This window comes from Picosynechococcus sp. PCC 8807 (genome assembly GCF_001693295.1).
In the GTDB taxonomy this organism is placed as follows: Bacteria; Cyanobacteriota; Cyanobacteriia; order Cyanobacteriales; family MRBY01; genus MRBY01.
The window spans coordinates 1,467,808-1,488,966 of record NZ_CP016483.1 but is presented as its reverse complement, the minus strand read 5'-3'; the positions used below and the strand labels follow the sequence as shown (position 1 = coordinate 1,488,966).

General features: G+C 49.7%; 12 protein-coding genes, 2 tRNA genes and 3 rRNA genes. 6 read left to right on the top strand and 11 right to left on the bottom strand.

Going from position 1 to position 21,159, the window contains the following annotated elements; all coding sequences use genetic code 11:
- Positions 1-21: 21 nt before the first annotated feature.
- From AWQ24_RS07130 to AWQ24_RS07120, 3 genes are all read left to right on the top strand, one after another.
- Positions 22-1,146: a PQQ-dependent sugar dehydrogenase gene (locus AWQ24_RS07130; protein WP_232318900.1), complete on the top strand. Its 1,125-nt coding sequence runs from the start codon at positions 22-24 to the stop codon at positions 1,144-1,146.
- A 53-nt stretch (positions 1,147-1,199) separates the two neighbouring features.
- Entirely contained in the window at positions 1,200-1,769 is a 570-nt protein-coding gene (locus tag AWQ24_RS07125) for a Uma2 family endonuclease (protein WP_065716384.1), read from the top strand.
- Between the two features lie 80 nt (positions 1,770-1,849).
- Positions 1,850-4,498, top strand: a complete 2,649-nt coding sequence (locus tag AWQ24_RS07120) for a trans-splicing intein-formed DNA polymerase III subunit alpha N-terminal partner DnaE-N (protein ID WP_065716383.1) — start codon at positions 1,850-1,852, stop codon at positions 4,496-4,498.
- On the opposite strand, the gene AWQ24_RS07115 is transcribed toward AWQ24_RS07120, so the two are convergent.
- Positions 4,485-5,261, bottom strand: a complete 777-nt coding sequence (locus tag AWQ24_RS07115) for a UPF0104 family protein (protein ID WP_232318887.1) — start codon at positions 5,259-5,261, stop codon at positions 4,485-4,487. The two genes, AWQ24_RS07120 and AWQ24_RS07115, sit on opposite strands and share 14 nt — an antisense overlap.
- 326 nt (positions 5,262-5,587) lie before the next feature.
- On the opposite strand from AWQ24_RS07115, the gene purD reads away from it, so the two are divergent.
- Both purD and nblS read left to right on the top strand, forming a co-directional pair.
- A complete protein-coding gene (gene purD / locus AWQ24_RS07110) occupies positions 5,588-6,853 on the top strand; it encodes a phosphoribosylamine--glycine ligase (RefSeq protein WP_065716382.1) in 1,266 nt (421 codons plus the stop codon).
- A gap of 70 nt (positions 6,854-6,923) precedes the next feature.
- On the top strand, positions 6,924-8,942 hold the full coding sequence (gene nblS / locus AWQ24_RS07105; RefSeq protein ID WP_065716381.1) for a two-component system sensor histidine kinase NblS: 2,019 nt from the start codon (positions 6,924-6,926) through the stop codon (positions 8,940-8,942).
- Here the strand turns inward: nblS and AWQ24_RS07100 are convergent.
- The 4 genes from AWQ24_RS07100 to AWQ24_RS07085 form a co-directional block, all read right to left on the bottom strand.
- On the bottom strand, positions 8,939-9,496 hold the full coding sequence (locus tag AWQ24_RS07100; RefSeq protein WP_065716380.1) for a CAP domain-containing protein: 558 nt from the start codon (positions 9,494-9,496) through the stop codon (positions 8,939-8,941). The two genes, nblS and AWQ24_RS07100, sit on opposite strands and share 4 nt — an antisense overlap.
- 26 nt (positions 9,497-9,522) lie before the next feature.
- On the bottom strand, positions 9,523-10,002 hold the full coding sequence (locus tag AWQ24_RS07095) for a Mov34/MPN/PAD-1 family protein (protein WP_065716379.1): 480 nt from the start codon (positions 10,000-10,002) through the stop codon (positions 9,523-9,525).
- 87 nt (positions 10,003-10,089) lie between these two features.
- Positions 10,090-11,199, bottom strand: a complete 1,110-nt coding sequence (gene thrC / locus AWQ24_RS07090) for a threonine synthase (protein ID WP_065711667.1) — start codon at positions 11,197-11,199, stop codon at positions 10,090-10,092.
- A 165-nt stretch (positions 11,200-11,364) separates the two neighbouring features.
- Positions 11,365-13,005, bottom strand: a complete 1,641-nt coding sequence (locus AWQ24_RS07085) for a Ppx/GppA phosphatase family protein (protein WP_065716378.1) — start codon at positions 13,003-13,005, stop codon at positions 11,365-11,367.
- A 92-nt stretch (positions 13,006-13,097) separates the two neighbouring features.
- Between AWQ24_RS07085 and AWQ24_RS07080 the strand changes: the two genes are divergently transcribed.
- On the top strand, positions 13,098-13,979 hold the full coding sequence (locus AWQ24_RS07080) for a 4-hydroxybenzoate solanesyltransferase (RefSeq protein WP_012307014.1): 882 nt from the start codon (positions 13,098-13,100) through the stop codon (positions 13,977-13,979).
- 160 nt (positions 13,980-14,139) lie between these two features.
- Here AWQ24_RS07080 and rrf read toward each other — a convergent pair.
- The 6 genes from rrf to gltX all read right to left on the bottom strand — a co-directional run bounded on the left by rrf (position 14,140) and on the right by gltX (position 21,107).
- Positions 14,140-14,257 (bottom strand): 5S ribosomal RNA (gene rrf, locus AWQ24_RS07075).
- Positions 14,258-14,336: 79 nt separating this feature from the next.
- Positions 14,337-17,148: ribosomal RNA gene (locus AWQ24_RS07070) — 23S ribosomal RNA — on the bottom strand.
- 206 nt (positions 17,149-17,354) lie between these two features.
- A tRNA-Ala gene (locus tag AWQ24_RS07065) sits at positions 17,355-17,430 on the bottom strand.
- A gap of 39 nt (positions 17,431-17,469) precedes the next feature.
- A tRNA-Ile gene (locus AWQ24_RS07060) sits at positions 17,470-17,543 on the bottom strand.
- Between the two features lie 121 nt (positions 17,544-17,664).
- Positions 17,665-19,153 (bottom strand): 16S ribosomal RNA (locus tag AWQ24_RS07055).
- Together the 16S, 23S and 5S rRNA genes with 2 tRNA genes alongside form the textbook arrangement of a ribosomal RNA operon.
- A 508-nt stretch (positions 19,154-19,661) precedes the next feature.
- Entirely contained in the window at positions 19,662-21,107 is a 1,446-nt protein-coding gene (gltX, locus tag AWQ24_RS07050; RefSeq protein WP_065716377.1) for a glutamate--tRNA ligase, read from the bottom strand.
- Positions 21,108-21,159 lie beyond the last annotated feature (52 nt).

Sequence of the window (21,159 nt, the reverse complement as noted above, 5' to 3'; positions counted from 1 at the left end):
ACCGAAGCAACGCCGACGCTCATGAGTCCCCAGGCGGAGGATTTAGCGGTGGATGCCGTGACAGTGACGCCAATTGTTGAAGGTTTGGAACGTCCCTGGGGGGTTGCGTGGTTACCCAATGGGGATATGTTGATCACAGAGCGGCCGGGACGGTTGCGCCTGGTGCGGGATGGGGTGTTAGAACCAGAGGCGATCGCCGGGGTTGCAGAAGTCTCCGCCGCCGAAGCCCAACAACTGTTTGCTTCGAGACAGGGGGGATTGTTAGATATTGCCCTTCATCCAGACTTTGAACAAAACAATTGGGTTTATTTCACCTATGCCTTTGGCACCCAGGATGCAAACCGCACAAGGGTTGCCCGGGCCAAATTTGACGGGGAAAAATTGACGGATTGGGAAGTGATTTTTCAGGTGGCGCGTACCAAACAAGGGGGACAGCATTTCGGTTCTCGGCTGACTTGGCTCCCGGATCAAACCTTACTCATTTCCATTGGTGACGGTGGGAATCCCCCCCTGGAGCAGGATGGCGAGTTCATTCGTAATCAGGCCCAAAACCTCGATAGCCATTTGGGGAAGGTGGTTCGCATTAACGATGATGGCTCAATTCCTGACGATAATCCCTTTGTAGATGAGCCGGGCGCTTTACCGGAAATTTGGAGCTACGGCCACCGCAATATTCAGGGACTGGCCTTTGACCCAATGACTCAACGGGTTTGGGCGACGGAACACGGCTCTAGGGGCGGTGATGAAGTGAATCTGATCCAGGCAGAAGCCAATTACGGTTGGCCCAAGGTTTCTTTTAGTGCGGAATATGCGACGGGGCGACCCGTGGCCCCCGCAACAACGGCCCCAGGAATTACGGATCCCCAGCGGGTTTGGACACCTTCGATCGCCCCTTCTGGGTTAGCGATTTATACAGGCGATCGCCTTTTGGATTGGCAAGGGAATTTATTTGCAGGGGGCTTGGTTTCCCGGGATATTCGCCGCTTAGAAGTTGACGAACGGGGAAATGTGATCGCCGAGTCGCGGATTCCCATTGGCCAACGGGTGCGGGATGTGCGCCAAGGCCCCGACGGTTACCTCTACGTTCTGACGGATGCAAATTCAGGTCAACTGTTACGCCTCGCACCCCAGAGTGAAGGTTCATAACCATCCCTCAACTCTTTTGCCACAATGGAATGGTGCGCTGACTGAGATTTGCCATGATTGCCCTTTCTGACTACCAACCCCTCACTCCAGAAGAATATTTAGCCCTTGAGCAAACGAGCGAAATTAAGCATGAATATATCGATGGTGAAATTTACGCCATGGCTGGGGGCACGGGCAATCATAATCTGATCAGTAGTAATCTCTTAATTCTCTTGAAAAATGGACTCCGGGCTGCGGGCTGTCGGACTTACATCTCGGATATGAAAGTTAATGTGGGCGATCGCCGTCGTTTTTTCTATCCAGATCTAGTTGTCACCTGTGACCAGCGAGACGAGCCACAACTCAGCTATATTCAATTCCCCACGGTGATTGTAGAAGTGCTTTCCCCCTCAACAGAATCCTTTGATCGGGGGCGCAAGTTCGAGTTTTACCGGGAAATTCCCAGTCTGCAAGAGTATCTCCTCATCAATGTGGATCAATACCTGGTGGAATGTTTTCGTCGCCAAAAAGCTGATATCTGGCTTCTACAAACCTATAAAGGTCTAGAGGCGATCGCCCACATCGAAGCCCTAAATCTGGATGCCCCCCTCCAGGAAATCTATGGTGACGTTCCCCTAGAATAATCCCGGCATTTCCCCCGTCATAGTGAAAGGCGATCGCCTAAAATGAGGGTCTACTTCCCCTACTAGAGTGCCCCCTCGCCATGTCTTTTGTCGGTCTCCACATCCACAGTGATTACAGTTTGCTCGATGGCGCGTCCCAGATTAAACCCCTCATTAAACGGGCCGAAGAACTGAAAATGCCGGCGATCGCCTTAACGGATCATGGGGTGATGTACGGGGCGATTGAACTGCTCAAAACCTGTCGCAATAAGCGGATCAAGCCGATCATTGGCAACGAAATGTACGTGATCAACGGCGACATCGAAGACAAAACCCAACGGTTTAAGAAGTACCATCAGGTCGTTCTGGCGAAAAATACCCAGGGCTACAAAAATCTGGTGAAACTGACCACCATCTCCCACCTCAAAGGTTTTCAAGGTAAAGGGATTTTCGCCCGCCCCTGCATTAATAAAGAACTCATTGAGCAACACCACGAAGGGCTGATTATGACCAGTGCCTGTCTCGGTGGGGAAGTGCCCCAATGTATCCTCAAGGGCGAATATCAGCGGGCGCGGGAAGTGGCGAAGTGGTACAAAAATATTTTTGGCGATGACTATTACCTCGAAATCCAAGACCATGGCTCCCAGGAAGACCGCATCGTCAATGTGGAGATCGTCAAAATTGCCCAGGAACTCGACATTAAAATCATCGCCACCAACGACTCCCACTTCATTTCCTGCTACGACGTGGAGGCCCATGACGCCCTGCTATGTATCCAGACTGCTAAATTAATCACCGAAGATAAGCGCCTCCGCTACAGCGGCACCGAATATCTCAAATCCGCCGACGAGATGCGTAAACTTTTTCGGGATCACCTCGACCCAGGGATTATTGACCAGGCGATCGCCAATACCCTCGAAGTTGCCGCCAAGGTCGAACCTTACAAAATCCTGGGGGAACCCCGCATTCCCGATTACCCCGTCCCCGAGGGCCACACCGCTGACAGTTACCTCGAAGCAGTCACCTGGGACGGACTCCTCAAACGCCTCAAATGCAAAACCCAGGCCGAAGTCGATCCCACCTACAAAGAACGCCTCGAATACGAACTGCAAATGATGCAGCAGATGGGCTTTTCCACGTACTTCCTCGTGGTATGGGATTACGTAAAATACGCCAGGGACAATGATATTCCCGTCGGGCCAGGGCGCGGTTCTGCGGCGGGTTCCCTCGTGGCCTATTCCCTGGGCATTACGAATATTGACCCCATTCACCACAGTCTGCTGTTCGAGCGGTTCCTCAACCCCGAACGAAAATCCATGCCGGACGTTGATACGGATTTTTGTATCGAGCGGCGGGACGAAATGATCAAGTATGTCACCGAAAAATATGGTGAAGACCGGGTCGCACAAATTATTACTTTTAACCGCATGACCTCCAAGGCCGTGCTCAAAGATGTGGCGCGGGTGCTGGATATTCCCTACGGAGAAGCGGACATGATGGCAAAAATGATCCCTGTGGCCCGGGGCAAACCGGCAAAGCTGAAGGTGATGATTTCCGACGATACGCCAGAACCAGAATTTAAACGTCGCTACGAAACCGATCCCCAAGTACGCCGCTGGGTCGATATGGCGATCCGCATCGAAGGAACAAACAAAACCTTTGGGGTTCATGCCGCCGGGGTGGTGATTTCTTCAACGCCCTTAGATGAAGCGGTACCGCTCCAGCGTAACAATGAAGGGGCGGTGATCACCCAATATTACATGGAAGATGTGGAGGCGATGGGGCTGCTGAAAATGGATTTTCTCGGCCTAAAAAATCTCACTACCATCAAAAAAGCGGCGGATTTGATCAAAGAATATCGCCACGTAGAACTGGATCTCGATCAGTTACCCCTCGATGAACGCAAGGCCCTAGAAATCATCAGTAAAGGCCATGCGAAAAAGTTACCGGGTGATATTGATAAAACCCATGATCTGTTTGGTCGGGGAGATCTAGAGGGGATTTTCCAGCTTGAATCTGACGGCATGAAAAAAATTGTCCAGGATTTGCGCCCTTCCGGCATTGAGGACATTTCCTCTGTCCTTGCCCTTTACCGACCTGGCCCCTTGGATGCGGGCTTAATTCCGATTTTTATCAACCGCAAACATGGCGTCGAAAAGATTGAATATCAGCACGAGCTTTTGCAGTCGATTTTGAATGAAACCTATGGGGTCTTGGTTTACCAAGAACAGATTATGAAAATGGCCCAGGATTTGGCGGGCTATTCCCTCGGGGAAGCGGATCTGCTGCGGCGGGCGATGGGGAAAAAGAAAATTGATGAAATGAAAAAACACGAGGCCAAGTTCGTGGAGGGGGCGGCGACCAATGGGGTTTCGGAGGCGATCGCCAGGGATTTGTTCGACCAGATGGTGAAATTTGCGGAATATTGCCTCGCCGGGGGCACACCTGTTGTTACGGTGGAATATGGGGTACTGCCAATCCAGACCATTGTGGAACAGGAATTGCTCTGCCATGTGTACAGTGTTGATGCCCAGGGCTTGATTTACACGCAACCCATTGAACAGTGGCACCAACGGGGCGATCGCCTTTTGTATGAATATGAACTGGAAAATGGCCAAATGATTCGGGCGACCCCAGACCATAAATTCCTGACCACCACCGGGGAACTGCTACCCATTGACGAGATTTTTACCCAAAATTTAGACCTAGCCGCCTGGGCAGTACCAGATTTCTTGCCTAGAACTGCTTAGGTTTGCGAGTTTGGCGATATTCAAACAACAGTAAAGCGGCAACGGCGATCGCAAAGGGCAACAGATAGTACAGACCCCGAAAAACAATTAAGGTGGCTAAAATGACCTCCTCTGGCTGGGTGTCTTGCAAGAAAAAGAGAATCACCGTCTCAAAAATCCCCAAACCACCGGGAATTGTACTCACTAGGCCGGCGACCATCGCTAGTACATAAACTCCGAAAAAAACAGGATAATTGAGGGGTGGCGCCAACAGAGAATGCAGTGCTAGAGCGGCAAATCCCCAATCCAAACTAAATACAAGAACCTGCTGAAGAGAAAGTTGCAATGAAGGAAATTTAAACTGATAATTACGCCACTGCAATGGCTTTTTAAACACACAAGAACCCAGCACATATAAAGCACTAATCCCTAAACAAAGAATGCCAAATCCCTGTAATGATTTTGCAAAAAAAGGCAATTGAATGCCCGTTGGTAGGGGAAACTTAAAAATCGTAAAAATAATGCCACTAATGGGCAATAACCCGACCCACAAACTTAAATTGGTAAAGGCAATAACCTGAGCAATTTCTAAATGGGACACTTGCCACTGACGATAGAGGCGATAGCGCAACATACTCCCCGACAGAAACGCAAAACCCACGTTTGGACTAATGGCATAGGTGATCAACCCTGTAAAGGCGATTTTATAGGTATCTAAAGTTTTTTGGAGATATCGAAATGCCAAAAGATCATAATTGGCGATCGCCCCGTAACTACACACCACAAAAAAGCTTGCTAGTCCTAACTGAGCTCCAGAAAGATGATTCAAATTTTCCCAGACAAGAGGCCAATTAATACGTCGAAATTCCTGCCAAATCACCCCCACTGCCACCGCACAAATGACGAGACTTATGCCCGATAGAAAATGCTTTTTAAAAAATCTTTGACGGTCACTTTTACGATCTATCACTGGGCTAACCCAAAAATATTTTGCCAAAGTTCATTTTGTCTGCCCTTACCATTGCCAGAACTTTACCATAGCCTCCAATGGGGGAATCTCTTCCGATAGAATAAAAGATTGATCAATTAACAAAGGTTGAATTAGTAACAATGAATGTACTCGTGGTGGGTAACGGCGGCAGAGAGCATGCGATCGCCTGGAAACTGCTCCAATCTCCCAACGTCCAGAAAGTCGTTTGTACCCCCGGAAATGGCGGCACCGCTCTGTTAGAAAATTGCCTCAATCTGCCTATTGCCGTGGATGACTTTGCGGGAATTGCCCAAGCCTGCTCTGACCACGACATTGCCTTTGTTGCCGTCGGCCCAGAAGTCCCCCTTTCCCTCGGTCTCGCTGACTTTCTCTCAGAACGCAAGATTTCCGTATTCGGCCCGAAAAAAGATGGCGCAATCATTGAAGCCAGTAAAGCTTGGGCCAAGGACTTAATGAACGAAGCAGGGGTTCCCACCGCCGCCGCTGGCACTTTTAACAATCCCCAAGCCGCAAAGGACTACATCAAAACCCAAGGCGCGCCCATCGTTGTCAAAGCCGATAGTCTCGCTGCCGGAAAAGGGGTGATCGTCGCGGAAACCTTAGAAGAAGCCTTAAACGCCGTTGATCGCCTCTGGGCCGAAGGGTACAAAACCTTGGTCGTCGAAGAATTTCTCATGGGTCAAGAAGTCTCTGTCCTCGCTCTCACCGATGGGAAGACGATCCGCCCCTTGCTGCCCTCCCAAGACCACAAACAAATTGGCGAAGGAGATACTGGGGAAAATACCGGGGGCATGGGGGTTTACGCCCCAACGCCCATCGCCACCACCGAGATCATGGCCCAAGTCCAAACCGATGTTCTGGAGGCCACTCTCAAAACTTTACAAAATCGCGGCATTGATTACCGGGGGATTCTCTACGCAGGTCTCATGGTTGCACCAAATGGCGAGGTTAAGGTGCTGGAATTTAACTGTCGCTTTGGCGATCCAGAAACCCAGGCGGTTTTACCCCTCCTCGAAACACCCCTTGATGAGATTATGCTCGCCTGCATTAATCAAACCCTGGCTGAACTGCCTCCTTTGCAGTGGTATGACGGTAGTGCAGTTTGCGTCGTGGCGGCGGCGGCGGGCTATCCCGGTGCCTATGAAAAGGGCAAGATTATCACAGGTATCCAAGCAGCTGAAGCTCTAGGTGCGACAGTTTTCCATGCAGGGACTAAATTAGAAGGAGATACCCTCGTCACCAATGGGGGTCGTGTCCTTGGCATTGTTTGCCGTGGTCACAGTTTTGAGCAGGCGATCGCCAATGTCTACCAGGCCGTTCCCAAGGTTCAGTTCCCAGGAATGTACTATCGTCGCGACATTGGCCATCGCCTCAAAAAAGCGTAACTTGCAACAAAACGTTACATTGTATTTAATAAAGCAAACTTGATCTGGTAAGTTCACCCCCGAAAACACCTTGCTAACCCTCATCACCAAACTCCGCAATATCCTTTCCCGCTGGTGGTCAGAATTCACATTGCAGACCAAACTGATGGCTGCAGCCACCCTCGCCGTGTCCCTGCTGATGAGTGGTTTTACCTTTTGGGCGGTGAACTCAATCCAGCAAGATGCCCGCCTGAATGACACCCGTTTCGGCAGCGATCTGGGCCTTTTACTGGCAGCGAATGTCGCGCCCCTTGTCGCCGACCACAATCTTTCTGACCTCGCCCTCTTCACCAATCGCTTTTACAACAGCACCGAAAACGTCCGCTACCTCATCTATGCCGATCCCAACGGCAAAATTGTCTACGGTATTCCCTACTCCGAAGCCGAAGTCCAAAACAGCCTCACCATCGAACGGCGCATTACCCCACCAGACGATTACAATCCCGCCGGATTTTTCCCCGTTGCCAAGCAACATTTAACCCCCAACGGCGAAATTACGGATGTCTTTGTACCCCTCCACCAAAATGACGAATATCTGGGCATTCTTGTGGTGGGCATCAATCCCAATGCCACCGTTGTTGCTTCTTCTAATCTGACGCGGGATGTTACCCTCGCCGTGTTTGTCTTTATTTGGGTCATGGTCATCCTCGGTGGTGTTTTTAACGCCTTGACCATTACGCGCCCCATTAAAGAACTCCTCGATGGCGTGAAAAATATTGCCGCCGGAAATTTCGAGCAACGGATCGATCTTCCCTTTGGCGGGGAACTCGGTGAACTGATCGTAAACTTCAACGAAATGGCCGAACGGCTTGCTAGCTACGAAGAGCAAAATATTGAAGAACTCACCTCCGAAAAAGCCAAGCTCGAAACCCTCGTCACCACCATTGCCGACGGAGCAATTCTCCTCGACACAGACTTAAAAATTATTTTGGCCAACCCAACGGCCCGCAAGATTTTTCACTGGGACGAAAAATCAATCATTGGCACCACTGTCCTACACCACTTACCCGCCTCTGTCACCACCCAAATTACCCGGCCGCTCCATCAGATTGCCGCTGGCGAAAACCTAGATTCAGACTTCCTGATTGAGCACCATGCTGTCCAAGGCAATGCCGAAGAAATTATTCGGGGAAATGAATTTAAAATCACCCTTGAAGATATGGTGGACAACGTGGCAGAAGCCACAACGATTCGGATTTTGCTGACTGAAGTGCTAGACAAGAGCAAAATCAATGTGCGGGGCATTGCGATTACCGTTCAAGACATCACCAAAGAAGCGGAGCTCAATAAGGCCAAAAGCCAATTTATCAGTAACGTTTCCCATGAATTGCGCACCCCACTCTTTAACATCAAGTCTTTTATTGAGACCCTCCATGAATATGGGGATGACTTGACAGAACAGCAGCGGCAAGATTTCCTCGAAACCGCCAATAACGAGACCGATCGCCTTACCCGTCTGGTGAATGATGTTTTAGATTTATCGCGCCTTGAATCTTCCCGTGTTTATCGCCTTGATGAAGTGGATATTGCCCAGCCCATTGAGCAAACCCTGAGAACCCACCAACTTAACGCCCGGGATAAAGAAATTACCCTGACCCATGAGTTAGCAACTGATCTACCGATGATTTTGGGTCATTATGATTTGTTGTTACAGGTACTAACAAATCTCGTGGGGAATGCACTCAAATTCACCCAAGCAGGGGGCTGTGTCAGTGTGAGAGCCTATCCTGTTCCCCACGATCCAGAGCGGGTGCGCATTGAAATTTCAGATACAGGGATTGGCATTGACCCAGAGGATCAAGAGGCAATTTTTGACCGTTTCTTCCGGGTAGAAAATCGTGTGCATACCCTCGAAGGCACGGGGCTTGGGTTATCAATCGTGAAAAATATTATTGATAAACACAATAGTCGGATTCACCTCATCAGTGAAGTGGGCATTGGTACCACGTTTTGGTTTGAGCTGAACGTTGCCCAAGGGACGCCGGAATTACAGTTGCTCGACAACCAGCACCATGTCCAGGATCAATCGATAGAAGTCAGCAGTAATTAGCGGCGCTTGAGAAAAAGCTGCGTGAAATAGTAGACACCTTCTTCATTTTTAACGACACCAATGCCTGTGAGATCGAAGTCGCCAATAATATTTTTGTGGTGGCCGGGACTGTCGATCCAACCTTCTACGGCCACGGTGGCAAGGTCATCATAGCCTTGGAGAAGCGCGAGATTTTCGGCAACACTGGCATATTTTAAAGCTTGTTTTTCAAGGCTAGCGGCCCGTTCGTCAAAACCATCATGGGAAAAGCTGGTTTCACCGGAGGCCATTTTGGCACTGTATTTGCGGGACTCATTCGTAATCCGGTAGTCCAACGTTAAAGGTTCTAGGCCCAGACTGACTCGATAGGCGTTGATTTGGGCATGAATCTGCTGTTCGATGGTTTCAGTATTGGGATTTTTGACGGGTTGGGGGGTGAGGGGTTGTTCCTGTTGGGCGACCGGCTGATTCGCTGTGGAGGAAATGGTTGGTCGCTCTGTCTGCTGAAAGACGAAACGGGCACCGAAATAAAACAAGATGGGAACCACAAAACGTGACCAACGCTGGTGTCTCATGGGAAAGCCTCTGGGGAAAGTTAGCTCTATTGTAAGAATTCAGAATCTAAATGCTGAATCTGGATCGGTTCTTCTTGAAATTGGCGATCGCCATCGAGTTGCCAACTGCGATAGTCAGCGACGCGCCGCTGGTGGACAGAGAGAATGAGGTAAGAATAAATGTCCCAGGCGATCGCCCGGTCATATTCAGACGGAATTGCGGCATGGTCAGGGTGCGAATGGTAGATGCCAATGATCGCTAGGTCTTGGGCGCGGGCGTATTTCTGGGCTTTGAGAATTGCGGCAGGGGCGATCGCAAAGCGGTCATGGCGCGACTGGGATTGGGGATTTTGGGGGAGCAATTCCGGCATTGCTTGGCTAAACGCCAGCGTCCAAGTATTTTCTGTCGGCCAGATTTCCTGGACTATTTTATTTTGCCCCAGTAACAGACCACAACACTCCTCCGGATAGCAGGTCTGGGCGTGGGTGATGAGTTGTTCGATTTGAGAAGGAGTCAAGCTTAACATGATGGCCTTGTTGCTTTGTTGCCGAAAAAAACGCCCAAATCCTTAGCAGATTCAGGCGCAGTTTTGTTGAAGTGATTGAATTACAGCCTAGAATCCCATTGCCTTAGCCACCGCTGCCATATTTGCAGGAATTCCAGTTTGACCTTTTGATAAACTGTGGGCGATCGCCGCATCGGGATCCTTCAAACCATTACCCGTCAAGACACAGACCACTGTTGCTCCTGTTGGCACTTGATCTTTGACTTTCAAAAGTCCCGCCACCGAAGCTGCACTGGCAGGTTCACAGAAAATGCCTTCGTTAGCCCCAAGCTTGCGATAAGCTTCGATAATTTCTTCGTCGGTCACCGCATTAAAAGACCCTTGGCTAGCCGCTTGCACCCCGTGGGCTTTGTCCCAGTTTACCGGGTTGCCAATGCGAATTGCCGTTGCCAGGGTTTCCGGGTTATGGACAGGCCCTCCCTGGATAAACGGTGCCGCACCAGACGCTTGAAAGCCCATCATCCGGGGGAGCTTCGTCGCTTTATTTAGTTCATGATATTCACAAAATCCCATCCAATAGGCCGTGATATTCCCTGCATTGCCTACGGGGATACAAAGCCAATCTGGCGCTTCACCGAGGGCATCAACTACTTCAAATGCTGCGGTTTTTTGACCCTGGAGCCGGTAGGGATTCACAGAATTGACCAGTGTTACAGGGTAATTTTCCGACATTTGTCGCACGATGCTGAGGGCATTATCAAAGTTGCCTTCAATGGCGATCACTTCAGCCCCGTATAACAAAGCCTGGGCTAATTTTCCTAGGGCCACATAACCATCAGGAATTAGGACAAATGCCCGTAGACCTGCCCGCCTAGCATAGGCAGCAGCAGCAGCAGATGTGTTACCAGTACTCGCACAAATTACGGCTTCGGCCCCTGCTTCCTTGGCTTTGGTAATTGCCATGGTCATGCCCCGGTCTTTAAAGCTCCCCGTGGGATTTAGGCCGTCATATTTAGCATAGACTTGCACCCCACGACCAATTTCTGCGGCAATACTGGGAATGGGAATCAGGGGAGTATTGCCTTCGTAGAGGGTCACCACGGGGGTGCTGTCGGTTACGGGGAGATATTGGCGATACGCATTAATCAGGCCCGGCCACTTAGCAGCATGGTGGGTCGGAAAGGGAGCAGAGGTCGGATCGGCTTTAGGAGTACTCAGAACCACAATTGTTCTCTTAAAGTTTAGAAAGTGTAGTCAAACAAACGAAATCTTCTCTAAAGGGTAGCAGTAAGGGGCTATCTGGGCTAGTCACAGGGGCGATCGCCGCCGCATTGGTACAGGGATTTTAAGAAAAGATTAACGTGGATTAACTATTCTAAGAGTTTAGGGGCATAGATGGGCGGCCACGGTCACTGCAAATTCTTCTTCAAAGATCTCCTTGTTATAGTTTAAACTCCAGAGCTCTAGTTCGCAGGCATCATCCCTATGGGTTGGGGTCAGCTTGAGGGTGAGTAAACGCTGTTTCGCATCGAAGTCACACTGAATTTCGACGATCGCCCCCACCTGGCGTCGGTCAAGGGCCACCGCAAGCCGCATGATCGCACTTAGCTCACTCACCATCTGTCGGTGTTCTTTGTGGATGAGATTTTGATAATTTTCGTGTTTTTTCTTCGGCTTGCTTTTGCGGTGGTAGCGGGCGAGGTTCGCGACGATTTCTAATTGGGTCTCATTGAAACCGAGGAGCTCTGCATTACGAATCAGATAGTAGGAATGTTTATGGTGGGCCGCATGGCTAATGTAAAGACCACAGTTATGAAGGATCGCCGCCGCCCAGAGCATTTCCCTCGCTTCGGTGTCCCATTGATGCAGCCCCCCCTGGAGCTGATCAAAAAGACTCAGGGAAAATACGGCAGTGCGTTTACTGGCGACCAAATCAACGCGATATTTTTTGGCGATCGCCATCACACTCCGTTCCCGAATCGAACTTTGGTATTGCAGGCGACTTTCAATCAAACCATGGGAAAGCATCCAGTCGACGATCACCCCTTCCCGCAACGCCCGTTCACAGAGGGTAATTTTCTTCAGCTGTAATAGATCCATCGCTTCTTGGAGGATGATTGCCCCTGCCAGGATAATTTCTGCGCGCTTATCGGACATCCCTGGTAAATTTGAGCGCTCCCGACAATTAAGCTCCCGCATCTGTTGGATCAGTTTGCCCAAGTCTTGACGCGAGAACGTGTAGCCATGGAGAGGACTCGGCACGCTTCCCAAATCAGCCATCGCGTGCATTGCTGCCAAGGTTTCAATGGTGCCAGAGGTACCGATCATTTGTACCTGTTCTTCCGGGAAAAGATGCTCTTGTAGTTCTTCAATGGGACGCTCTAACATCCCCCGAATATAAGCTTGTAGGGCCGCAAATTCCCGGTTGCTAATTGGATCAGTATTTACAAAGTCCTGGGTTAACCGCACCGCTCCCACCTTTGTGCTGCTGAGAAAGCGTGCTTCATGGCTTTCTACCAAGCTAATTTCTGTCGAACCGCCCCCAATATCAATTAAGACATGGGGTTGTTGGTTAAAGTCAACGGCTGATAAAACACCGAGATAGATACGGCGCGCTTCTTCTTGGCCGGAGATTAGATCAACTTCTAAGCCTAGTTCTGCTTCAATCCGTTGTAAAAATTCTCGACCATTGGGGGCTTCTCGCACGGCACTGGTTGCCACTGCTACTAAAGAATCCACCTGAAAACTCGTCGCTAGATCCTGACAACGACGGAGGGCATTTAAAGAACGATCCATGGCGGCTTCCGTCAGGTTTCCTGTGAGGCGATCGCGATGACCGAGGCGCACCGTATCTTTTTCCCGGGCCACAATTGTAAATGCGGGCAGGCTGGGTTGAATTTTGACAATCACCATGTGAATTGAGTTGGTGCCGATATCAATCGCTGCTAGGGTACAGTCCTCCCCTTGGGTGACATTCGCAAATTGAGTGGAATTCGTTTTAAGCTGATAGACGGAAGTAGCCATAGATTTATGTCTGTCATCTTTGCTGACTTCTCTATTATTAAGGATTACCTCCGATTTACTGATTTTTTATGACATCTCTTCTTTGAACATCTATGGTTTCTGAACCTACCTGGAAAAAAATTATCTATTTATTACGCTGGGATAAACCGGCAGGTCGCTTAATTTTAATCATTCCTGCCCTATGGGCTGTCTTCTTAGCGGCTGAGGCCAAACCCGACTGGAAACTGGTCTTAGTGATTATCCTTGGGGCAATTACCACCAGTGCTGCGGGCTGCGTTGTGAATGATTTATGGGACCGGGATATTGATCCCCAAGTGGAACGCACAAAAGTTCGTCCCCTCGCTTCTAAAGCTCTCACGGTCAAAGTGGGAATTATTACGGCGATCGCCTTTTTTCTTTGTGCCGCTGGGTTAGCGTTTTATTTCAATCCCTGGACAAATCCCCTTAGTTTTTGGCTATGCGTCGCCGCAGTGCCCGTGATTATTGCTTATCCTCTAGCAAAACGTTTTTTTCCGGTACCGCAACTTGTTTTGGCGATCGCCTGGGGCTTTGCCGTTCTCATTAGTTGGAGTGCTGTGACCCAAAATTTAACTGCTGCCACCTGGCTGTTATGGGGTGCAACAGTTTTCTGGACTTTAGGTTTTGATACCATCTACGCTCTCTCCGACCGGGATGATGATTTGAAAATTGGCATTAATTCTAGCGCTATTTTTTTTGGTAAATTTGCCCCCGAAGCCGTCGGTATTTTCTTTGTCTTAACAGCGACTTGTCTTGCTATTCTAGGCAAAACATTAAATATTAATCTTTTGATTTACGGTATTGCTTGGGCGATCGCTGTCGGTCTTTGGTTTAAACAATACTTAAAAATTCGGAAGCCCAATCTTCCCCGCAAAGCCTACAATCGACTCTTCGAAGAGAACGTTACGATTGGCTTTATTCTCCTCAGTGGAATGATTAGTAGCTTTATATTTTAGACTTCTCAGTTACTCAGAAAATATCATAAGCTGTCTTTCCACCATGACAGCTTCACTCTAGTTCTACGCGACAAATAAAGCTCTCAATCTGTAGATTGAGAGCTTTGATTAGAATATAAAGTTGAAGAATAAGATATTCAGTTTTTCATAAAAGAGAGAAGCTTGGCATTGAGCTATTTTCCCGGTAGGCTACCCCACAGGTATCGTCGCCGCTATAGCGTTTCACATCTGAGTTCGGGATGGAATCAGTGTGGTTCCACTATGCTAGAAACACCAAGCAGTGGTGTGGTCTCACACCCTCAAGACTGCACAAAATACTCATTAGTTCATCGAAATACTTAGTCTAACCATCTGTTTAAGGACAAGCCCTCGGTCTGTTAGGACATCTCGGCTCCATATGTTGCCACACTTCCACCTAATGCCTATTAACGGGTGTTCTTCCCGTGACCTTACTGGATTAACTCCATGAGAGCACTCATCTTGAGGTGGGCTTCCCACTTAGATGCTTTCAGCGGTTATCCGCTCCGCACTTGGCTACCCTGCGTTTACCGTTGGCACGATAACAGGTACACCAGCGGTGCGTCCTTCCCGGTCCTCTCGTACTAAGGAAGACTCCTCTCAATGCTCTTACGCCTGCACCGGATATGGACCGAACTGTCTCACGACGTTCTGAACCCAGCTCACGTACCGCTTTAATGGGCGAACAGCCCAACCCTTGGGACCTACTTCAGCCCCAGGTTGCGATGAGCCGACATCGAGGTGCCAAACCTCCCCGTCGATGTGAACTCTTGGGGGAGATCAGCCTGTTATCCCTAGAGTAACTTTTATCCGTTGAGCGACGGCCCTTCCACGCAGCGCCGTCGGATCACTAAAACCGACTTTCGTCCCTGCTTGACTTGTAGGTCTCGCAGTCAAGCTCCCTTCTGCTTTTGCACTCGATGGCTGATTTCCAACCAGCCTGAGGGAACCTTTGTGCGCCTCCGTTATCATTTAGGAGGCGACCGCCCCAGTCAAACTGCCCACCTGATACTGTCCTTTCACCGGCTTCACGGTTTAAAGTTAGAATTCTAGCCTTGTTAGAGTGGTATCTCACCAGTGACTCCATTACTCCCACAAGAGTAATCTCAACGTCTCCCACCTATCCTGCGCAAACAAAGCCCGAACCCAATACCAAGCTACAGTAAAGCTTCATAGGGTCTTTCTGTCCAGGTGCAGGTAGTCCGTATCTTCACAGACAATCCTATTTCGCCGAGCCTCTCTCCGAGACAGTGCCCAGATCGTTACGCCTTTCGTGCGGGTCGGAACTTACCCGACAAGGAATTTCGCTACCTTAGGACCGTTATAGTTACGGCCGCCGTTCACCGGGGCTTCAGTCGTCAGCTTCGCCTAAGCTAACCAACTTCCTTAACCTTCCGGCACTGGGCAGGCGTCAGCCCCTATACGTCCTCTTACGAGTTTGCAGAGACCTGTGTTTTTGGTAAACAGTCGCCTGGGCCTCTTCACTGCGACCAGCTCTCGCTGGCACTCCTTCTCCCAAAGTTACGGAGCAATTTTGCCGAGTTCCTTAGAGAGAGTTACCTCGCGCCCCTCGGTATACTCTACCACCCTACCTGTGTCGGTTTCGGGTACGGGTCCTATGCTTTCAACACATAACTAGCTTTTCTAGGCACTATCCTTTACTACGCGGAGACCGTAGTCTCCTCCCAATCCATTCAGGGTGTAGCTATCTTTCATGCGTCATAGTTATGCTCCCACACAGGAGTTGAGGAATATTAACCTCATGTCCATCGACTACGCCTTTCGGCCTCGCCTTAGGTCCCGACTAACCCTCCGCGGACGAGCCTTCCGGAGGAACCCTTAGGGTTTCGGGGTATGTGATTCTCACACATATTTTCGCTACTTAAGCCGACATTCTCACTTCTATACAGTCCACATCTGCTCACCGCTAATGCTTCACACCATATAGAACGCTCCCCTACCACTCTTTCGAGTCCGCAGCTTCGGTAACTTGCTTAGCCCCGTTCATTTTCGGCGCAGGAGCGCTTGACCAGTGAGCTATTACGCACTCTTTCAAGGATTGCTGCTTCTAGGCAAACCTCCTGGTTGTCTATGCACTCCCACCTCCTTTATCACTTAGCAAGTATTTTGGGACCTTAGCTGGCGGTCTGGGCTGTTTCCCTCTCGACGATGAAGCTTATCCCCCACCGTCTTACTGGCTGAATTTTACATGGTATTCTTAGTTTGTCTCACTTTGGTACCGCTCTCGCAGCCCGCAGCGAAACAGTGCTTTACCCCCATGCAAGGAAACCAACCGCTGCGCCTAAACACATTTCGGGGAGAACCAGCTAGCTCCGGGTTCGATTGGCATTTCACCCCTAACCACAGCTCATCCGCTCCTTTTTCAACAGAAGTCGGTTCGGACCTCCACTTGGTATTACCCAAGCTTCATCCTGGCCATGGTTAGATCACCCGGGTTCGGGTCTACAAACTGTGACTAACGCCCTTTTCAGACTCGTTTTCACTTTGGCTTCGGCTTTTCACCTTAACCTGCCACAGCCTGTAAGTCGCCGGCTCATTCTTCAACAGGCACACGGTCAGACGTTAAATCGTCCTCCCATTGCTTGTAGGCTAACGGTTTCATGTTCTATTTCACTCCCCTCCCGGGGTTCTTTTCACCTTTCCCTCGCGGTACTTTTACACTATCGGTCACACAGTAGTATTTAGCCTTACGAGGTGGTCCTCGCTGATTCAACCGGAATTTCACGTGCTCCGGCCTACTCGGGATACAGTTAGGCTACTTCGATTTTCGACTACAGGACTTTCACCTTCTTTGGTGTAGCTTTCAACTACTTCATCTAACCTCTATAGTCCACATCACTGTCCCACAACCCCAACCGCCTAAGCAGTTGGTTTAGGCTCTTCCCGCTTCGCTCGCCGCTACTAAGGGAATCGATTTTTCTTTCTCTTCCTTCAGCTACTAAGATGTTTCAATTCGCTGAGTTGGCTCATACCATCCTATATATTCAGATGGCTGTATTTAGGGTTGCCCCATTCGGAAACCTCCGGCTCAATGCTTGCTTCCAGCTCCCCGGAGTATATCGTCGGTAACCACGTCCTTCATCGCCTCTGTGTGCCTAGGTATCCACCGTTAGCCCTTTGTAGCTTGACCTTTTTTCGAGGTCAGACTCTTGGCTATTTTTGGATTGCTTGTACTTTCGTACTTTCCTACCTAGCTATTATTTCGACTATCTAATATTCTTTTGTGCAGTTTTCAAGGTGCTTTGCTGAAATCTCTTTCAGCATTCAACAACATCTTTCGTCTTTTTTTTTAGACTATGGTGCTGATGCTGAGTTCGTTTCATTATTTCGTGGTTTTGGTGGAGGTAAGCGGACTCGAACCGCTGACATCCTGCTTGCAAAGCAGGCGCTCTACCAACTGAGCTATACCCCCATTGATATCAACAATTGATGATTATCAACGGTTGATAAGTGGGCCATCCTGGACTTGAACCAGGGACCTCACCCTTATCAGGGGTGCGCTCTAACCACCTGAGCTAATAGCCCATGTCCACGAACCTAAATTTGAAAGTGACTCCCGTTTCTCCCCCTCGCACGACCTTCGAGATGACCTTACTGCGTTCTATTTGCTGATTGCTTTCAAACTTCAGTAGGTTAGGTCTCCCTAAAAGGAGGTGATCCAGCCACACCTTCCGGTACGGCTACCTTGTTACGACTTCACCCCAGTCACTAGCACTGCCTTCGGCGCCCTCCTCCGCGAACGGTTAGAGTAACGACTTCGGGCGTTGCCAGCTTCCATGGTGTGACGGGCGGTGTGTACAAGGCCCGGGAACGGATTCACCGCAGTATGCTGACCTGCGATTACTAGCGATTCCTCCTTCATGCAGGCGAGTTGCAGCCTGCAATCTGAACTGAGGCCGGGTTTGATGAGATTCGCTTGCCCTCGCGGGGTTGCTGCCCTTTGTCCCGACCATTGTAGTACGTGTGTAGCCCAAAATGTAAGGGGCATGATGACTTGACGTCATCCCCACCTTCCTCCGAGTTGTCCCCGGCAGTCTCCCTAGAGTGCCCAACTTAATGCTGGCAACTAAGGACGAGGGTTGCGCTCGTTGCGGGACTTAACCCAACATCTCACGACACGAGCTGACGACAGCCATGCACCACCTGTCTCCGTGCTCCCGAAGGCACTCTCGCATCTCTGCAAGATTCACGGGATGTCAAATCTTGGTAAGGTTCTTCGCGTTGCATCGAATTAAACCACATACTCCACCGCTTGTGCGGGCCCCCGTCAATTCCTTTGAGTTTCACACTTGCGTGCGTACTCCCCAGGCGGGATACTTAACGCGTTAGCTTCGGCACTGTCCGGGTCGATACAGACAACGCCTAGTATCCATCGTTTACGGCTAAGACTACAGGGGTATCTAATCCCTTTCGCTACCTTAGCTTTCGTCCCTCAGTGTCAGTTACGGTCCAGTAGAGCGCTTTCGCCACCGGTGTTCTTCCCAATATCTACGCATTTCACCGCTACACTGGGAATTCCCTCTACCCCTACCGTACTCAAGTCACACAGTTTCCACCGCCGATCCACAGTTGAGCTGTGGGCTTTGACAGCAGACTTGCATGACCACCTACGGACTCTTTACGCCCAATAATTCCGGATAACGCTTGCACCCTCCGTATTACCGCGGCTGCTGGCACGGAGTTAGCCGGTGCTTATTCCTCAGGTACCGTCAATATTCTTCCCTGAGAAAAGAGGTTTACAATCCAAAGACCTTCCTCCCTCACGCGGTATTGCTCCGTCAGGCTTTCGCCCATTGCGGAAAATTCCCCACTGCTGCCTCCCGTAGGAGTCTGGGCCGTGTCTCAGTCCCAGTGTGGCTGCTCATCCTCTCAGACCAGCTACTGATCGTCGCCTTGGTGGTCCCTTACACCACCAACTAGCTAATCAGACGCGAGCTCATCTTCAGGCCAAAAAAGATTTCACCTCTCGGCATATCGGGTATTAGCAGTCGTTTCCAACTGTTGTCCCCGTCCTGAAGGCAGATTCTCACGCGTTACTCACCCGTCCGCCACTAAGCCCGAAGGCTTCGTTCGACTTGCATGTGTTAGGCATACCGCCAGCGTTCATCCTGAGCCAGGATCAAACTCTCCATATTAGACTTTTTACTCATTCCTTAGAATTTTCATTTGTCTTTAGCAAGAGATGTTTTTTAAGGCTCTCTTTATCCTTAACTAAAACTAAGCTCCTTGGTATCGATTGTTTCAATCTCAACCAGCTCACTTGTTATAATCTTGTTTAAAACAAGGGGGCGGATAGTCACTTTCAAATTCTATTCTTTTGTCTCGGTTCGGGGCGGCGGTTCAGTGCGTCTCTCTCAACCGCGCTTAACTATATTAACCACACAACCTGGAGATGTCAACACCTTTTTCCAATCTTTTTTCGCTATTTGGATGAAAAATCCCTGGAATGCACTCAGGACAAGGGGTTTGGTGGCTGGAAAAATTTGGGATTTTAAGTTCTTAAGCCCCTCAATCTGGATTTGACAACCACGTTCTATTCCTCTCGATTAGGTGAGATATTAAAAAAACCTCCTTCCTCATTTCACTGATGAGTACCAGAGGTCTTTTTGTTGGATTTGAAAACCAAATCCCTACGTTGGCGGGTTAGATCGAGGCGATCGCCTGATTGAGTCTTTCGATATCCCAACCTTTTTGGTGGAGGAGTACCCAGGATTGCATGAGATCGGGGCCTTGGAGTTCACCCATCAGCCCGGCACGCATGGATTTCATGACGACGCCTTTTTTGACGCCATGGGCTTTGGTGACTTGGTTAATGAGTGCTTTTGCTTCATCGGGGGTGAAATTAGTACTGGCTTGGATGTTTTGGAGGATTTCCTGGAGAATCGCTTTAACGCCCTCGGTTTGGAGTTGGGCCGTGGCTTTTTCGTCTAAGGTGATGCTGTCACCAAAAAGAAGTCGGGTTTCTTGGGTAACATCGGCCAAGCGGGTGAGGCTGAGCGCAACGAGGGTGATGAGGGACTCTAACCAGGGGCGATCGCCTAGATAATCTTCGTAACCTGCTGCTTGTAAATAAGGGATAAGCAGATCCGTCAGGGCGGGGATCGGCATTTGGTGGAGGTACTGGGCATTAATCCAATCGAGCTTGTCCCAGTCAAATTTTGCGCCAGCTTTATTGACCCGCTCTAGGGAAAATTCCTTTGCGGCTTCTTCGAGGGTAAAAATTTCTTGGGTTGAGTCGGTCGGCGTCCAGCCCAAAAGACTCATATAGTTGGCGATCGCCTGGGGGAGGAATCCCATTTGGCGAAAATCATCAATAGATGTCACCCCATCCCGTTTCGACAATTTACGTCCCTCTTGATTGAGGATTAAGGGCGTGTGGGCAAACTGAGGTACTGCCGCGCCAAGGGCTTCATATAAAAGAATTTGTTTAGCAGTATTGGCGATGTGGTCTTCCCCCCGAATCACATGGGAGATTTGCATATCAATATCATCAACCACCACCGCAAGATTATAGAGAGGCTGACCAAAAGACTCATTCCCTTCAGGAGTGCGGGCAATCACCATGTCACCACCGAGATCGCTACCTTTCCAAGTCATGGTGCCTCGAATCAGATCTTGCCAAACGATTTGCTGAGCATCGTCAATTTTGAAGCGAATTACGGGTTTACGACCTTGGGCTTCAAATTCAGCTCGCTGCGCCTCCGTTAAGTTGCGGTGACGATTGTCATAGCGGGGCGCCTGATTATTCGCTTTTTGTTGTTCCCGCATCGCCTCAAGTTCTGCGGGGGTACAGTAACAACGATAGGCAAGACCTTGATCTAAAAGGGTTTGGATTGCTGCTTTGTATTGATCCAGCCGTTGGGTTTGGAAAAAAGGGCCTTCATCCCAGTGCAAACCGAGCCATTGGAGACCCGTTTTAATGTTTTCGGTGTATTCGGGCTTAGACCGTTCCAAATCGGTATCCTCAACCCGGAGGACAAAGGTACCGCCATGGTGATGGGCAAAAAGCCAATTAAAGACAGCAGTTCTAGCTGTCCCGATGTGGAGATTTCCGGTGGGACTTGGGGCAATACGAACGCGAACAGTCACGGGGTTAATCCTTTGTTGTAGTGGTTTAATTTAATCTTTGTGGTGGCTATTT